Genomic DNA, 15,551 nt, shown 5'->3' on the forward strand with positions numbered 1-15,551 from the left:
ACGCTAATCACAGTAACCTGTTGATATGAGGTTTTTGCGGTTGGAAGACGTGGCAGAGGAACTGAATGTGAAGCTGCCGCAGGTTCGGGCTCTCGTGAAAAGTGGCGAGCTGCCGGCCATCCAAATAGGCGGGCGCGGCATGTGGCGCGTGGAACGCGTCGCCTTGGAGAACTATATCCAGGAGCGGTACGCGCAGGCCCGCGAGGATATTGCGAACGAAACCCATAGCTGACAGCGCTGGCCGCGGCTGTTCCCGAGCGCATCGGAAACAGCCACGGGCTAGTCGAGCTGGATAGTGCGTTCGGCAAAAATCTGCAACGCATCGCGAACGAGTTCGGCATATCCGCCGTAGTTCTTTGCAAACCGCGGATCAGCCACATACATCTCGCCGAGATTGCAGATATATGCCTTGCGCTGGGCCGGATCACCGGAATCCAGCGGGGTGCCCTTGGCGCTCTGAAGCCAGCGCACATGGCGAGCGGCTAGTTCCTGGGCTTCGACGCTGTCTGCTGGGACGGAATTCTTGCCTGCCTCGATCCAGGCCTGGTTTATGATTTTGACCTCTTCCATGAATGCGCTTTGCTCGTCTCCTGATTCGGAGCGCCACCAGCGATTAGATGTTTCGTAGGCGTCGGCGCCCCAGCGTGCGGATACCTCGTGCTTGTACTGCTCGTTGAAGCCGTCAAAGCTCTTTTCCGGTTCCATTGTTCCTCCTGTAATTAGTGTTGAAATGCTGTGATCCAGGGCCGCGATTTGCCGGTCCAGCGCCTCACGTTGCCTGTGGAGCTGTTCCTTGTGGGTGCGCAGCGCGGCTAATTCAGTGCGTTGCTCGTCCAGGATTTCAGCGATGGTTTCCAGCTTCATGCCCAACTGCTTCAGCAAGAGAATCCGCTGGAGCCGCACCAGCTGCCTGTCGGTATAGAAGCGATACCCGTTGGCGGCCACGTGATCAGGTTCCAGCAAGCCGATCTGGTCGTAGTGCCGCAAAGTGCGGCTGCTGACTCCAGCGGATTTCGAGACCTGTGCGATCGAGTGGTGGACTTGTTTCCGACGGCCAGTTGAATCGTTCATGGCTACCACGCTACTGGTTGACGTTACGTCAAGGTCAAGTGCTTTGCTGGCAGGTTCAAACTGATTTTTGTGATTCAGCTCTCACGGCAAATTGGCGAATAATCGCGATATATTTCTTGTCCAGTTGATCATATTGACTAATTGCATTCTTGCCTATTGCACACGGTGATCTATGTGTTGTTCACTGAAAGTAGAGAAAGTTGAACGGGTTACCGCCGAATTCAACGAAGACCGCCTGATGACGTAAACCACCTGCATTTACGCAATCCAGGAGCAGTGGCCACCCACGCCAAGGCACGGTGAAAGCAGTAGTCCAGATGGCTCGTGGGCATTCCAGTTGGGTGGAATGCGCACGGGCCATCTGGCGTTCCCGGCACAGTTCCCGGTGCGGGAGTCTGCTGTCTGGAGCAACTTGGGGGAAACGCCTGCCGGCATTCGCGATGCTCCGCGCTGGCTCTGGAACAATGAGCGCGTAGGAACACTGAGGAGTAAGAGTGGGTTCAATGAGACGCATCTGGCACAACTGGTGGATGCAATTGGTCGCTGGATTGCTGATCACTGCGATCGTTGTGTTGCCGTGGTTGTGGATTGGGGAAGAAGACCGGTCGATTCTCCCGCATGCCAGCGACGACGCCCAAGGGCTGTTGGTAGTTTTCTCCGTCATAACCCTCTGGGGCAGCTGGTTTGCCCGGCGCATTGGGTATGGGCGTACAGCGTTCACTGTCGTGACAGCCGTGGGCATGATCCTGGGGCTTTTGGGTCTCGGATTCCAAGGCCTTCTCGCAGTGGAGCCCGGGCTCTTGGGCGGGAAACTGTCCTCAGCATCCATCCGGCATCTTTGGGTATTCGGGGGCCTGCTGCTGATCAGCCAAGCCTGGTACTTCCTGGCTACTAAATTGCGGCTGCCCGTAGCGGTGCTGTTTTATGCGACGCTAACGGTGGGTGTGAGCTATTGGCTGCAGATCATCGCTTCGCTCGTTGCCGGCGCCCAGTCCTACTATGTCTACCTCTGGTATGCCGGGCCGCTGCTCCTCGGCCTCATTTTGGGCTTCGTCGGATTCTTGAGAATCATGAACCTGCTGATGTGGGTCTTCGCGCTGGCGATCCAATGGGTCATGCCGGCCGTTGTGGAAAGCACCGCTCGAGTTATCGAATCGAAGGCAACAGGCTGGGATTCTATTGGCTCCTTTTGGAAAGAATTCACCGGGAGCGTTCTGGATGTTCCGTGGCAGACTCCTCTTCTGGTCAGTTTGGCCACTGCCATGCTGACCAGCGTCGTGCTGCTGATCGTGCGCAAAGTTCGGCGACGCTAGGAGGCTCCCGGCAAACGACGATGCGGTCGCTGAGTAATTGGGTGTTGCGATCCCTCGGAAGTGGCAAGCATGTGTGTTCTATGACGGGAATACTGAAATACTGACGCTAGCGAAGTCTCGAAATTTGCTACGCATGCCAGGAGCAACGCCGAGGCATGATGCGCGCCTGACACTGCAGTTACCTTGGCAGGAGAGAGCCCGACGGCAGCTTCCAAGGCCAAGACGAGAATCTCTAGACTGCGAACCAAAGTGAGCGACTCTGCAATGCGAGAAGGTGAAGCAGCGTCTTGATTCGAGCGTGGATCTTGGCAGGAACCCGGCACGCCGTGGGCCTTGAATGAGTGTCACTGCGTCGAGATCAATACGTTGCTTCTATTGGCGGCTGTCGACACGACGGGCAGCAACGCAAAGGGCGATAGGAATCAAGCGGCAGTTGGCTCCCGGATCGAAAAAGGAGCATGCTGGTAGTTAATTCGACGTGGATTCAATCACACCGAAAGACGGGAATTGCCTTGACTGAAAATATTATGGGCGGAGAATTCGAGCTGATTTCGTTGTCAGCTGCGGGCAATGCCGAACGCAATCCAATCAAGCCAGGAAAGTATTCGGCCAAGAGAATTTTTGCCGGCGAGAAAGCACAGGTTACGGAAATAGCTTTCGACTCAAATGTTGAGCTGAAAGAGCACGTAGCGCGCACCCCGATCATCGTTTCTGTAATTGAAGGGGAAATCGAGTTCACGGTGGAGGGATGCAATTACCCGTTGGCTGTTGGGGGTAGCATCTTCGTTGAAGCCAACGTCCTTCACGCGGTGTACGCGCAGATCCCGGCGCGCATTACGGTGACCTTCCTCAGCGCATAGTAGTTAGAGTTGCAAGCTGAAGCTTTGCAGTCCGAAAATTCGGTTCTCTCATTCGCCATAGAATAAAACCATGACTGAACTGCGCGATCGTGACCCCGGGGAATTGGTACAGCCCATCATCCTGCGAATCGACAAGGAGGATCCGTCGAGCGAGGATGAGGGCCTCTCGGCGGTGGCCCGCGCAGCCGTGATTGCCTACCTGCAAGATCCGCAGAACCCGGATTGGCAGCAGTGGGCTTCACAGGCATTCGCCAAGTCGGTGCGCCGGGCCAATCCCAAGATGTTCGCCAAGGTGCTGGAGATGTTCCCCGAGCAAATGGTCAGCGAAGTGGGCAAGGCGCAAGCTGTCGGCCTGCCCCCATTGCCGGCCGCCGACTTGCCGAAGCTGATCGCCAAGCTCCAGGTCTCCGGCACGCAGTTGCCAAAGGCCGATGAAGTCCTGGACGCGAAGATCAACATCGTGCTGAACAAGTCCTTGGAGATGTCCACCGGAAAGGCTGCCGCGCAGGCAGCACACGCGCTGTTCGCATGGCTGACCGAGGCCCCCGCCGAATCTGTCGAAGCGTGGCTGCAATCCCATGCACCGGTAGGCATCAGGCACCTGCCACGCAAGGACTTCGAGCAATTGTCTCGGCAGGCTGCCGGGCCTGTCATCCAGGACGCCGGACGAACCGAAATCGAGCCGGGTTCCGTGACTGCTTTCGTCATGTCCAAGGCGAGCTAGCTTCTTCGGATCACGGCAGGGCGAAATCGCCATTGCTGTGTCATTATTTTCTTGGCGATCGCAATATCGCCGCCCACAGCGGAATGCCTTGGACTTCTGCTGACCGCAGGAATCGGCAGTTTGCCCTTGCTCGAAAGCACCCACATTGAAATATACGAATCGCGTCCTGGGCCTGCTGCTGGCCCTGCTCCTGGCCTTTGGCACCGCAGCTGGCGCCAGCGCATCAATGCAGGCTCCAGCCGGTGTCGCCCAGCTTGCTGCGGCTCCGGCGGCAGTCGCCAAGCAGACCACCGCCAACTTGAATCTGCGCAAATCGCCATCGGTCCACTCCGCGTCGCTGCTGGTCATTCCCAAGGGCGCCAAGGTTCTCGTCTCCGGGGGTTCTTCCGGCTGGGTGCAAGCAACCTACAAGAAGAAGTCCGGCTGGGTCTCGGCCAAGTACCTGACCTCGCCCGCAGCGCCGGCCAAGCCCAAGAGCTCAGCCACCCGCTATCTGCTTTCCTTCCAGCCGGTCCGCAAGAAGGCAACGTCCGTCTCTCCGGCCCTGGCCGGAGCCATGCGCAAAGCCAAGGTGCAGCGTCTGGGCGCAACTGGCTCCTGGAGCCGGATCAAGATCGGCAAGGTCACCGGTTTCGTGCCAACAAGCCAGCTGTCCAGCTCACTGCCGGCACCCGTGCACCGGTATTCAAAAAGCGCCCAGGTCCTGCGGAAGTCCACCTCGGCCAAAGCGGCACGCGTGGCAAGTGTTCCGGCGGGAGCCAAAGTCGAGTGGCTGCGCACCTCAGGCTCGTGGAGCTATGTAGTTACCGCCGGGAAACGCGGATGGCTCCCTGCCAAGCAACTGTCTACCCAGCCTGTAGCAACCCAAAAGACGATAGGGAACCGTTGGCTGCTCAGCAGCAGCGTCCTGCGCCGATCGAATCACAGCTCCTCGGCTTCCCTCGGACGCCTCGCGCCGGGCGAGAAAGTCGGCTTGTACACAACCAGAGGTTCCTGGTCCCAGATCAAGTCCACCCGTGGCATCGGCTGGGTGCCAACCGCCATCCTGTCCAGCACCGCCTATAAGCCTGCCGACCCAGCACCACGCTGGATTCTGTCCAGCACCGCCGTGCGCGCCAGCGCTTCGGGAACGTCCAGGTCCTTTGGAACGGTAGCCGCCGGATCCACGCTCACCCTGCACGGAACATCGAACGGCTGGGCTAGGGTGAAAACCTCCAAGACGACTGGGTGGGTTCCATCCAGCGCATTGGTGGCCAAGGCCTACACGCCGCTGAAGGCTGCCAAGCGCTGGACAACTTCCAATGTGCACCTTCGCTCCGGGTACTCCACCGGCTATAAATCGCTGGCGGTTATCTCCAAGGGGCAGCAGGTCAGCATCCTGGGTACGGCCAACGGTTGGGCACGCGTATCCACGACGAAGGGCACCGGATGGATCAGCAATGGCTATCTGGCTACCAGCAAGCCCCAGGCGCCGCGACCGGCACCGGCCCCGACCACCGAATACCGCTGGACCACGGCCAACGTCAATCTGCGGGCCGGCTCGGGAGTCAGCCACCGGAGCAAAGCCGTGCTGCCAGCCGGGCAGAAGGTCACCTTCATGCGCAGCGATGCCGGCTGGGCCGAAGTTTCCGCGCCTCAAGGACGCGGTTGGGTCAGAGAAACCTACCTCTCCAAGAGCCAGCCGGGCGTCTTGCAGCCTGATGCGCAACGGGTCATTGCCGCGCTGAAGGGGAGAACCGGCGATACCGTCAGCGCCATCCACACCATTCGAAGCGGTTCGTCCGGGCATAGCTCCGGAAAGGCCGTGGACCTGATGATCCGCGATTACAAGAACCGGGCGCGCGTCGCCCAAGGCGATAAATTGGCCCAGTTCCTGCTGGATAACCGCATCCAGCTGGGGATCTATTACCTGATCTGGCAGGACCGGATCTGGCTTCCCACCACTGGCTGGACCCCGTATTCCGATTCCGGGAAGTACGGAAACCAGTTCACCGGCAACTGGAATGACACCACCCGGCACATGGATCACATCCATGTTGAGGTCTACGGCAATGCGGCCACGAAAGGGCCGCTGGACTACCGCGCGCTGAGTGCCCGATAAACGTCTTCTGTCCGGTGTTTCAGACGGAGAACCGCAGAAGGCATGGCGCGCTCGGGGTGCATCTGGTCAGCTGGAAGCATGGAGAATTTCGAGCCGCAGCTGGCGGTTGACCGGGCACCTGCTATCTGGATTGGACGCAATGACGGCACCGGCGAGCAGCATTTGAGATGGCACCAGCAGGTGAACCGCCAGCCTGCTGGCACCCCCAATGGGCGGCGGCCTGCTGCGTTGCTCGGTTTCGCATCTGATGCGGGCGTGCTGCGCAACGAGGGCCGGGTTGGTGCCGCTCAGGGTCCGCAGGCGCTGCGCGCCGCCCTGGGCTCGCTGGCCATTCACGAGCCGCGCCCGCTGGTGGATGCTGGCGATATCGAGGTGCTTGGTGACGAGCTCGAATCGGGGCAGGAGCGACTGGCGCAGTCGGTGAGCGCATTGCTCGCTGGAGAAATGCTGCCAGTGGTGCTCGGCGGCGGCCACGAAACGGCCTATGGTTCATTCACCGGTCTGTTCAAGCACTTCAGGGACGAGCCGGAAACCCGGTTGGGCATCTTGAACCTGGACGCGCATTTCGATTTGCGCAGCGCACCGCGCCGGACCAGCGGCACGCCGTTCTTGGACATCGCCCGGGATCTGCAGGCCGAAGGGCGCGATTTCAACTACGCGGTAGTGGGAATCAGCAAGCCGAGCAACACACCGGTGCTCTTCGAACGGGCTCGCAGCTTGGGCGTGCGCTACCTGCTTGACGAGCAGTGCACGGCAGGTCAATTACCTGCCGTCCTGGGATTCGTCGAGGACTTCCTGGCGGGCATCGACAAGCTGTATCTGACCATCGATCTCGATGTGCTGCCTGCGTCGGTGGCTCCGGGGGTCAGTGCCCCTGCCGGTTTCGGGGTGCCCCTGGAAGTGATACACGAGCTTTGCGCAATGCTGGCGGGCAGCGGCAAATTGGCATTGATTGACGTGGTGGAGCTGAACCCGGGATTGGATATTGACGGGCGTACCGCACGCACTGCCGCCCGTCTTGTCAATACCCTGCTGGGGGTCTGAGACAGCACCCACAGCGAAATCTGCCGACGCGAATTTGCAATGTTCGACCCATCAAACATTATGATTGAGGGGGGCGAACTAATCGCCAGTGCGAGAATCGGAATGGTGTGCAATGGTGCAAACGGCGAAACGTCGATCAGGCGCGGGGCAACGTGTGGGGCTGCTGGCCGCCGTCCTAGCCTGCCTGCTCGCCCTCGCTGGTTGCGCGTCCAAGCCCAGCACTGAGCCCGCAGCCAGCCCGGACGACCGGCCGGTGGTGCTGACAACCTTCACGGTCTTGCAGGACATCGCCCAGAACGTCGCGGGCGAGCATTTGCGCGTTGAATCAATTACCCGACTTGGCGCAGAGATCCACGGATACGAGCCGACACCGGATGACTTGCGCCGCGCCTCCCATGCAGACCTCATCCTCGATAACGGCTTGAACCTCGAAGCCTGGTTCCAGCAATTCGTCGAAGACAATGACGCCCCGCACGTAACCGCCAGCCGGGGGATTGAGCCGATCGATATCGTCCAGGAAGAAGGGGCCGGAAAGCCCAACCCGCATGCCTGGATGAGCCCGCTGAACGTCAAGATCTATGTAGAGCGCATCGCTGAGGCCTTCAGCGAACTGGATCCGGCCAATGCATCCAGCTATCGGGAGAACGCCAGGGCCTACCAGGCCAAGCTTCAAGACGTGCATGACGAGCTCGAGGCGGCGCTGGAGGAAATCCCCCAACGCCAGCGTGTGCTGGTGACCTGCGAGGGAGCCTTCAGCTACCTGGCGCGCGATGCCAGCATGGCCGAAAAGTACCTGTGGGCGGTCAACGCGGAATCGCAGGCCACGCCGCGCAAGGTCGCCGCGGCCATCGACTATGTCAGGGGCAACGATGTTCCCGCGGTCTTCTGCGAATCCACGGTCTCCGATGCAGCCATGCAACGAGTCGTGGAATCCACCGATGCCGTCTACGGCGGAACTCTCTATGTTGACTCGCTCTCCGAACCTGGCGGTCCGGTGCCCAGCTACCTGGACCTGATCACGCATGACACCAGAACCATTGCCCGTGCTTTGAAAGGCGAAACACCATGAATGCGAAGCAAAGCACCGCCCTGGCCATCGACGTAACGGGCGCGACCGTCCACTACGGCCCCGTGCTGGCCCTGGACCACGCCTCATTGCAGCTGGGCCGCGGACGGGTCTGCGGACTGGTCGGGATGAACGGCTCGGGCAAGTCGACACTGTTCAAGACCATCATGGGGCAGATCAAGCCAGACACCGGCAGCGTGCGCATCAACGGCACCGACCCGCTGCAGGCACGGAAAAGCGGCCAGTTGGCCTATGTGCCGCAGAGCGAGGCCGTGGATTGGAGCTTCCCGATCTCGGTGCGCGAGGTCGTGATGACCGGACGCTACGGGCAGATGGGATGGACCCGGCGAGCCAAGAAGAAGGACCACGCCGCCGTGGACGAGGCCCTCGAACGGGTGGAGCTGGCCAACTTCGCCGATCGGCAGATCGGCCAGCTCTCCGGAGGCCAGAAGAAACGCGCATTCGTGGCCCGATGCATCGCCCAGGGCGCCAGCATCATGCTGCTCGATGAGCCTTTTGCCGGCGTGGACAAGCGCAGCGAAGCGACCATCACCAAGCTCTTGAGAGAGGTAGCCGATGACGGCGGCAGCGTGCTGATCTCCACCCATGACCTGCATGCGCTGCCGGAACTGGCCGATGAAGCGGTGCTGCTGATGCGCAAGGTCCTGATGCACGGAGATCCGGACGTGGTGCTGCAAGCGGAGAACCTGGCCCTGGCCTTTGGCCTGGATCCCATGAAACGAGGCGGGAAATGAACCTCATTGAATTGCTGGCCGAGCCCTTGGGCTACACCTTCATGGTGCGCGCCCTGCTGGTGACCATCATCGCCGCTGCCCTGTGCGCGGTGCTGTCCTGCTGGCTGGTGCTCATCGGCTGGTCGCTGATGGGCGACGCGGTCTCGCATGCCGTCTTGCCCGGGGTAGTGCTGGCCTACATCGCCGGCGCTCCCTTTGCCCTGGGCGCCCTAGTCTTCGGATTCCTCGCGGTGGCATTGATCGGGGGAGTGCGCGACACGACGAAACTGAAGGAAGATGCGGCCATCGGCATCGTCTTCACCACGCTCTTCTCCATCGGGCTGGTGCTGATCTCGGTCACCCCGAGCCATGTGGATCTGAATCACATCATCTTCGGCAATCTGCTGGGTGTCTCGGCCAGCGACCTGTGGCAGGTAGTGCTGCTTGGCGCGATCACCTTCGCCATCCTGGTGCTCAAGCGCAAGGACTTCACGCTCTTTACCTTCGACCAGACGCACGCGCATGCCTTGGGAATGAGCCCGCGGCTGATCGGTGCCGTGCTCTTGGGGCTGTTGGCCATGACCTCAGTGGTGGCGCTGCAGGCTGTCGGCGTCATCCTGGTCGTCGCCATGCTGATCATTCCCGGCGCCACGGCCTACCTGCTGACCGACCGCTTCGGGAAGATGCTGGTGATCGCACCGGTACTGGCAACCTGTGCCGGAATCCTGGGCGTCTACGTGAGCTACTACCTCGATGCATCAACCGGTGGAATGGTGGTGCTGGCCCAGGCAATGATCTTCGCAATCGCCTATCTCTTCAGCCCGAAGCAGGGGCTCATCGCCACCCGCCTGGCCCGCAAGGGACGGCGCAAAGCGCTGGCCGCCCGAGTGTAGGCGAAATGCAGAAGGCCCCACGGACGGGAAAGGATCCGCCCGTGGGGCCGCACTGGCTGGTGGATCAGCAGACTAGACGAGAACCTGAAATCGGTCGCTAGACTCGCCAGCGCAGCTTGCCGTTGGCATCGGTTTTGCAGGTGTAGTACTTGCCAGCCTTGGACTTGCCGCGCTTACCCTGATCCGTCTTCTTGCAGTAGGCGCCCGGATGCACGGTGCCCTTGACCACCGAAGGCGCCTTCTTCACGTCCTTCTTCGGCGAAGCCTTGGGCTTGGAACCGGCTGGCTTGATCGGGGTGACCTTTGCGGCCTTCTGGTTGCGGCACGTCTTCAGCACCTTGGCCATCGCATTCTTTTCCGCCTTGGTCACCGACAGCGCGTACTTCTTCTTGACGCTGATCTGGGTTGCCACGTACTGGCACCGGAAGGACTTGTTCTTCGGGAGCCATTCGGCGGTGTTCTTGTCGCCCTTCTGGCGATTGGCTGAGGCGCTGGACGCCATCAAGTTCAGCGGGTCATTGGCCAGGGCCTGGCGCTGGGCCTGCGACAGTTTCTGGCCGCCGGAAATCCACGCGTTCTTCAGGGAAACCACATGGTCGATGTCGACGCTGCCTGACTTGACCTTCCAATTGATCTTCTTGCCGGTGTAGCTGTCATGCAACGTGCCCGAAGCTACGGTGCACTTCTTGCGGTCCTTGAACTTCACCTTGGACATGTCCCGGGACAAGGTGTCCTGGCGCTCGTCGCACTTGTCCTTGTCGAAGTCCTTCCAGCCATTGCCGAATTTCTTGTTCCGGTTGTATCCGGTGGCTGCTGCCTTGCCCTTCACCGGCAAGGTCGCCAGCATTGCGGTGGCTTTGGGACCATTGAGCTTCGCCCCGGGCTTGACCTTCTTGCTGCTGGTGGCAACCCGTTCCACCTGCAACGGCTGGTCTGTTGCCAACAGGTTGTCGGCCTGTGCGAGCTGATTGATCTGAAGTGCAGAAGGATCTGCCGGTGCGCTGCATCCAGCAAGCACCAATATTGCAGCGCAGAGCGCAGCGAAAAGTTTTTTAGGCAAGGCGGAGTCTTTCAAATGAAACGCGAAGTGATGGATGGCCAAGGATGCCGCAATGCACCCCCATGTAAAACTTGTACATTGCAGTATCCCGGGCTAGTCAACACTGTAATCCATGAAACGGACAAATTATCTGTTGGCGTTGAAAGGTGACGACGCCGCCAGTTCAATGAGCCGAGGGCATTGAACGGAAAGGCTATTCGGAGGAACGCGAGACCCACACCGCGGCAGCCGCACGCGAGCCCAAGCGCAAGGTTTCCCCAGTCGCGCAGACCTGGACATTCACCGTCTCGGAGAACTGCTCGCCGGGCGTTACCTGCAGCTGCGCGCCGACAACGATCCGGTGATCGGAGAAATGCTGCAGCAGCTGCGAATCATCATCGGCAATGCGCTCGACCTCCACCCGGGCGTCATCGACGGCTTCGCCCAAGTTGAAAGCCTGGGGAATGGAAATGCGGCCTTCGGCGGTCGGGATGGGGTCGCCATGCGGATCGCGGGTGGGATGCTCCAGCAGGCTGTCGATGCGTTCGATCATGAAGTCGGATACGGCATGTTCCAGGCTCTCGGCCTCGTCATGCACCTGGTCCCAGCGGTAGCCAAGCATTTGCACCAGGAATGTTTCGATCAGGCGGTGGCGGCGGACCATGGTCAGCGCATACTCGCGTCCCAGCTTGGTGAGCGTCACGGCTCCATAGGGCGCATGGTCGAGCAGGCCCTGCTGGCGCAATTTGCTCAAGGCGCCGGACACCGTGGAGAGCTTCATTCCCGATTTGCTGGCAATGATGCTCGCGGTGACCGGATCACTGGACCACTCGGTGAGGCCGAAAATGATCTTGAGGTAATTCTGCGCGCTATCTGAAAGCTGGTTGACCGACACAAGAACCATCTTAGCGACCGCTGCGCCTGCTGGCTCGACGTGACTTTGGTTATGGGACGTTTGGCCTTGAACTCCCGAGGCAACTTAAAGCAACTAGTCACCAGCCCGAAAAAATATAGTCGCTGGGTAGGGATTATTGATAGGCAAGCGCAGTGTATTGACTTAATTTTCTTTGTGCGGAAAACTGTGTAATCGATTCCATGGAATCGATTACACAATAAGCAAAGGGGCTTATCGCCATGAACGCTGTCACCATCAAAGATGTGGCGCTTGCAGCCGGAGTTTCCTCCGCTACTGCCTCGCGCGTTCTCTCAGGCCACCCCGCCACTTCGGCCGCTTCCCGGGAAAAGGTGGCAGCCGTCGCCAAGGAACTGGGATTCGTTCCCAACGCCCAGGCCCGCTCCCTGCGCTCCACTAAAACCGACACCATCGCGCTGCTGATCTCCGATGTGCGCAACCCCTACTTCTCCGATCTTGCCCACGCTGTCGAGCAGCAGGCGCACGCCGCGGGAATGATGACCTTCATCGGCAACGCCAACGAAGACACCGAGCAGCAGGACCAATTTCTCGCAGCGATGCTCTCGCGCCGCGTCGACGGGCTGATTGTCGTGCCCCAGGGCCTCGACGAAGACGCCGACCGGCCCAGCCCGATGATGCAGCGCATCATCGCCTCGGGAACCCCGCTGGTCTTCGTGGACCGGACCCTTCCAGAGCAGCGCATCCCCTCGATCACCGCCTCCAGCACCGGCGCCCTGGAAGAAGCCATCGCGCAGCTCAAGCTCCTGGGCCACACCAGCATCGCCTTCCTCGGCGGCCCGGACCACGCCTCCACCGCCCGCGAACGCCACAGTGCCTTCGATTCGGCGATGGCGGCCAACGGCCTGAGCATCAATCCCGCCCTGCATTTTGCCGGCGACTTCCGTGCCGCCTCCGGTGCGGACGGCGCCCGCTGGCTGCTGGAGCATGAACTGCAGCCCACCGCGGTGGTCATCGCTGATGCGCCGATGGCCATTGGCGCGCTGACCGTGTGGCGCGAAGCCGGCATCCGGATCGGAAAGCAGCTCTCGGTGATCTCTTTCGACGAGGTGGATGCGATGCTCATGCACGATCCGCCGATTGCCACGATCAGCCACGACCTGACCAGCATGGGCCGCGCCGCGGTCACTGCGCTGCAGGAAGTGATGGCCGGCAAGAGCCCGGAGCCGCAAGAATTCATCAGCCGATTCACCGCGCGTGAGTCGCTGGCCCCAACGCAAGCAGCCACCGGCGCATAGGTGAGGATGGAAGGAACGAGAATGGGTAATGACGCTCTGCTGGTCCTGGACAAGGTCTGCAAGTCCTTCGGCCCGGTACAGGTGATCGACGAGGTCACCGTCGAGGTGCACGCGGGCAAGGTCTCCGTGCTGCTCGGCGAGAACGGCGCAGGCAAGTCCACGCTGATCAAGATGATCGCCGGCGTGCACGAGCCGGATGCCGGCCGGATCCTGATGGACGGCAAGGCCGTGAAGATCCCCAACACCAAGGCCTCCGAAGCCCTGGGCATCGCTACCATCCACCAGGAACTGAACCTGGTGCCGTCGATGACCATTGCCGAGAACATCACCCTGGGCCGCGTGCCGCGCAAGTTCGGCATCATCAACCGCCGCGCCATGCGCCAGATCGCCCGCGACGCGATGGACAAGCTCGGGCTGAAGCTGGATGTGGATACGCCGGTGGGCGAGCTGGGCCTGGCCCAGCAGCAGCTGGTGGAAATCGCCAAGGCCCTGAGCCTGGACGCCCGCGTGCTGATCCTCGACGAGCCCACCGCGGCCTTGACCAAATCTGAAATTGCGCACCTGTTCTCGGTGGTCAACACGTTGAAGGCGCAGGGAGTCGGCATGGTGTTCATCAGCCACCACCTCGATGAGATCGCCGAAATCGGCGACTTCGTGAACGTTTTGCGCGATGGCAAGTTCATCGCCACCGTCCCGGCCGGCACCGAGGAGAACGAACTGGTCAGGCTCATGGTCGGCCGCGACATCGACGCCCAGTTCCCGCGCGTGGCCACCGAGCCGGGAGAGCAGCCGCTGCTGAGCGTGAAGAACCTGTCCGACGGCATGCTCAAGGACATCTCGCTGGAGGTCCGCCCCGGCGAAGTAGTGGCCCTGGCCGGCCTGATGGGTGCCGGGCGCACCGAGCTGATCCGCGCGATCGCCGGAGCGGACAAGTACTCCAGCGGCAGCGTGGCGGTGAACGGCAAGAAGCTGGCCAGCTTCGACGTCGCGGCAGCCACCCGCGCCGGCATCGGCCATGTGCCCGAGGACCGCAAGACCCAGGGCCTGGTGCTGGATGCCTCGGTGGCCGAGAACATCGGCTACGCCACGATGGCTTCCACCGCCAAGAGCGGCTTGGTCGACCGCAAGGGCCAGAAAGCCCGCGCGCAGCAGGTCGCCGAACGCCTGCGCATCCGCATGGGCAGCATCGACCAGCCCATCCGCTCGCTCTCGGGCGGCAACCAGCAGAAGGCGGTCTTCGGCCGCTGGTTCACCGCAGGAGCCAAGGTGCTGCTGCTCGACGAGCCGACCCGCGGCGTGGACGTGGGCGCGAAGGTCGAAATCTATGAACTGATCAATGAGATCACCGCCTCCGGAGGCTGCGTCTTGATGGCCTCCAGCGAACTGCCCGAAGTGCTGGGCATGTCCGACCGCGTCCTGGTCATGAGCCAGGGACGCATCGCCGGGGAACTGGCTACCGAAGAAGCCACCCAGGACGCCATCATGTCCCTGGCCGTCAGCAATGTGCACCGCGAAGAAGAAATGGGAACCAAGTAATGAGCAGCGTAGCTACAGCCCCGAAGAAGGGGTTCGACTTCAAGGCATTCCTTGCCAATAACGGAGCCTTGGTGGGCCTGGTCATCCTGTGCCTGGCCCTGTTCATCGCCACCCCGCGCTTCTTGACCGGGCCGAACCTGCTGAACATCGGCATCCAGGTCTCCACCATCGCAGTGATGGCCTTCGGCATGACCTTCGTGATCGTCGCTGCCGGCATCGACCTGTCCGTCGGCTCTGTGGCCGCGCTCTCGGCGATGGGCTCCTCCTACGCGATCACCACCGCCGGGCTGCCCGACGGGCTGTCCATCCCGATCGGCCTGGCCGTGGGCGCGCTGTGCGGCTGGGTCACCGGCGCGATGAGCGCCTACGGCAAGCTGCCCACCTTCATCGCCTCGCTGGCGATGCTCACCGTGGTGCGCGGGCTGACCCTGGTGATCTCCGACGGCCGTCCGATCTCCACCAGCTCCTCGGTATCCTGGTTGGGCGATGACCTCGGCCCGATCCCGATGCCGATCGTGATCCTCGTGGTCTCCGGCCTGCTTGCAGCCTTCGTGCTCAACCGCACCGTCATCGGCAAGAACGCCTTCGCAGTGGGCGGCAACACCGAAGCCGCGCGGCTCTCCGGCATCCCGGTCAAGCGCGTGCTGGTCACCGTATTCGTGATTTCCGGCGTGTTCGCCGCGCTGTCGGGCATGATCCTGGCCGGACGCCTGGACTCGGCCCAGCCGACCCTGGCCTCTGGCTACGAGCTGGATGCCATCGCCGCAGTGGTGATTGGCGGCGCCTCGCTCTCCGGCGGCGTCGGCCGCATCTCCGGCACGCTGATCGGTGCGCTGGTGCTGGCAGTGATCCGCAACGGCCTGAACCTGCTCTCGGTCTCCGCGTTCTGGCAGCAGGTAGTCATCGGCGCCGTGATCGCGATCGCCGTCGGCTTCGACGTGCTGCGCCGCAAGAACGTCAAGCACTAGATTTTCCACCCCGAACCCAATAATCCAACAGCA

General features: G+C 61.4%; 15 protein-coding genes. 12 read left to right on the forward strand and 3 right to left on the reverse strand.

The window, feature by feature from the left end; translation table 11 throughout:
* Positions 1 to 25: 25 nt before the first annotated feature.
* The gene (locus BKX98_RS14830) at positions 26 to 232 is read left to right on the forward strand and encodes a helix-turn-helix domain-containing protein (RefSeq protein WP_038993340.1); all 207 of its coding nucleotides are present in this window, start codon (positions 26 to 28) and stop codon (positions 230 to 232) included.
* A gap of 47 nt (positions 233 to 279) precedes the next feature.
* Here the strand turns inward: BKX98_RS14830 and BKX98_RS14835 are convergent, their stop codons facing one another.
* The gene (locus tag BKX98_RS14835; protein WP_073707828.1) at positions 280 to 1,071 is read right to left on the reverse strand and encodes a MerR family transcriptional regulator; all 792 of its coding nucleotides are present in this window, start codon (positions 1,069 to 1,071) and stop codon (positions 280 to 282) included.
* A 503-nt stretch (positions 1,072 to 1,574) separates the two neighbouring features.
* On the opposite strand from BKX98_RS14835, the gene BKX98_RS14840 reads away from it, so the two are divergent.
* From BKX98_RS14840 to BKX98_RS14875, 8 genes are all read left to right on the forward strand, one after another.
* Positions 1,575 to 2,384: a hypothetical protein gene (locus tag BKX98_RS14840; RefSeq protein WP_143181147.1), complete on the forward strand. Its 810-nt coding sequence runs from the start codon at positions 1,575 to 1,577 to the stop codon at positions 2,382 to 2,384.
* Between the two features lie 512 nt (positions 2,385 to 2,896).
* Complete coding sequence (locus BKX98_RS14845; RefSeq protein ID WP_143181148.1) at positions 2,897 to 3,244, forward strand: cupin domain-containing protein; 348 nt, start codon at positions 2,897 to 2,899, stop codon at positions 3,242 to 3,244.
* A gap of 70 nt (positions 3,245 to 3,314) precedes the next feature.
* On the forward strand, positions 3,315 to 3,968 hold the full coding sequence (locus BKX98_RS14850) for a peptidyl-tRNA hydrolase (RefSeq protein WP_073707831.1): 654 nt from the start codon (positions 3,315 to 3,317) through the stop codon (positions 3,966 to 3,968).
* Between the two features lie 145 nt (positions 3,969 to 4,113).
* Positions 4,114 to 6,069 carry an SH3 domain-containing protein gene (locus BKX98_RS14855; RefSeq protein ID WP_073707832.1) on the forward strand — a complete coding sequence of 652 codons (1,956 nt, stop codon included), beginning with the start codon at positions 4,114 to 4,116 and terminating at the stop codon, positions 6,067 to 6,069.
* Positions 6,070 to 6,147: 78 nt separating this feature from the next.
* Positions 6,148 to 7,113 (forward strand): formimidoylglutamase, encoded by a 966-nt coding sequence (gene hutG / locus BKX98_RS14860; protein ID WP_073707833.1) that lies wholly within the window; start codon positions 6,148 to 6,150, stop codon positions 7,111 to 7,113.
* 112 nt (positions 7,114 to 7,225) lie between these two features.
* Positions 7,226 to 8,182 (forward strand): metal ABC transporter substrate-binding protein, encoded by a 957-nt coding sequence (locus tag BKX98_RS14865; protein WP_073707834.1) that lies wholly within the window; start codon positions 7,226 to 7,228, stop codon positions 8,180 to 8,182.
* Positions 8,179 to 8,934 (forward strand): metal ABC transporter ATP-binding protein, encoded by a 756-nt coding sequence (locus BKX98_RS14870; protein ID WP_066141569.1) that lies wholly within the window; start codon positions 8,179 to 8,181, stop codon positions 8,932 to 8,934. The genes BKX98_RS14865 and BKX98_RS14870 overlap by 4 nt, the downstream gene beginning before the upstream one ends.
* Positions 8,931 to 9,806: a metal ABC transporter permease gene (locus tag BKX98_RS14875; protein ID WP_073707835.1), complete on the forward strand. Its 876-nt coding sequence runs from the start codon at positions 8,931 to 8,933 to the stop codon at positions 9,804 to 9,806. The genes BKX98_RS14870 and BKX98_RS14875 overlap by 4 nt, the downstream gene beginning before the upstream one ends.
* A 97-nt stretch (positions 9,807 to 9,903) precedes the next feature.
* Here the strand turns inward: BKX98_RS14875 and BKX98_RS14880 are convergent, their stop codons facing one another.
* Both BKX98_RS14880 and BKX98_RS14885 read right to left on the reverse strand, forming a co-directional pair.
* Positions 9,904 to 10,749 carry an HNH endonuclease family protein gene (locus BKX98_RS14880; RefSeq protein ID WP_233125398.1) on the reverse strand — a complete coding sequence of 282 codons (846 nt, stop codon included), beginning with the start codon at positions 10,747 to 10,749 and terminating at the stop codon, positions 9,904 to 9,906.
* 310 nt (positions 10,750 to 11,059) lie between these two features.
* Positions 11,060 to 11,740 (reverse strand): metal-dependent transcriptional regulator, encoded by a 681-nt coding sequence (locus BKX98_RS14885; RefSeq protein ID WP_038990933.1) that lies wholly within the window; start codon positions 11,738 to 11,740, stop codon positions 11,060 to 11,062.
* A gap of 239 nt (positions 11,741 to 11,979) precedes the next feature.
* Between BKX98_RS14885 and BKX98_RS14890 the strand changes: the two genes are divergently transcribed.
* Genes BKX98_RS14890 through BKX98_RS14900 form a run of 3 tightly spaced genes read left to right on the forward strand, consistent with a single transcriptional unit; the run spans position 11,980 to position 15,518 of the window.
* On the forward strand, positions 11,980 to 13,014 hold the full coding sequence (locus tag BKX98_RS14890; protein ID WP_066141561.1) for a LacI family DNA-binding transcriptional regulator: 1,035 nt from the start codon (positions 11,980 to 11,982) through the stop codon (positions 13,012 to 13,014).
* Positions 13,015 to 13,035: 21 nt separating this feature from the next.
* Complete coding sequence (locus BKX98_RS14895) at positions 13,036 to 14,550, forward strand: sugar ABC transporter ATP-binding protein (protein ID WP_083586958.1); 1,515 nt, start codon at positions 13,036 to 13,038, stop codon at positions 14,548 to 14,550.
* A complete protein-coding gene (locus BKX98_RS14900) occupies positions 14,550 to 15,518 on the forward strand; it encodes an ABC transporter permease (RefSeq protein WP_038990903.1) in 969 nt (322 codons plus the stop codon). Before BKX98_RS14895 ends, BKX98_RS14900 begins: the two co-directional genes overlap by 1 nt.
* Positions 15,519 to 15,551 lie beyond the last annotated feature (33 nt).

Source organism: Glutamicibacter sp. 0426 (assembly GCF_001906485.1).
In the GTDB taxonomy this organism is placed as follows: domain Bacteria; phylum Actinomycetota; class Actinomycetes; order Actinomycetales; family Micrococcaceae; genus Glutamicibacter; species Glutamicibacter nicotianae.